At 66.5% G+C, this 594-nt stretch carries 1 pseudogene; it reads right to left on the bottom strand.

Going from position 1 to position 594, the window contains the following annotated elements:
• Nucleotides 1–594, bottom strand: a pseudogene (locus AB3X99_RS40915) (urocanate hydratase); the annotation flags it as partial.

The raw sequence follows: 594 nt of genomic DNA, 5'->3' as shown, positions 1-594 counted from the left end.
CCACGTAGCGCGTCTTCAGGCGGAAGTCGATGCGCGTCTCGTCGCATTCCACCGCGATCATCGAGAAGCCCGCCATCGTCGCCGCGAGCGGCTGCGCGCCGCCCATGCCGCCGAGGCCGCCCGTGAGGATCCAGCGGCCCTTCGGGTCGCCGTTGAAGTGCTGGTTCGCGACCGAATAGAACGTCTCGTAGGTGCCCTGCACGATGCCCTGCGAGCCGATATAGATCCAGCTGCCCGCGGTCATCTGGCCGTACATCATCAGGCCCTTGCGGTCCAGTTCATGGAAATGCTCCCACGTGGCCCAGTGCGGCACGAGGTTCGAGTTCGCGAGCAGCACGCGCGGGGCGTCGGCATGGGTGCGGAACACGCCCACGGGCTTGCCTGACTGGATCAGCAGCGTCTCGTCCTCGTTCAGGTCCTTGAGCGACGCGAGGATCTGGTCGAAACACTCCCAGTTGCGCGCCGCGCGGCCGATGCCGCCGTACACCACGAGCGCATGCGGATGCTCGGCGACTTCGGGGTCCAGATTATTCTGGAGCATCCGGTAGGCGGCTTCCGCCAGCCAGGTCTTGCAGACCTTCTCGCTGCCGCGCG

Origin of the sequence: Paraburkholderia sp. BR10882 (assembly GCF_040948855.1) — a bacterium.
GTDB classification, from domain to species: Bacteria; Pseudomonadota; Gammaproteobacteria; order Burkholderiales; family Burkholderiaceae; genus Paraburkholderia; species Paraburkholderia nodosa_A.
This window is presented reverse-complemented; position numbering and strand designations above follow the sequence as displayed.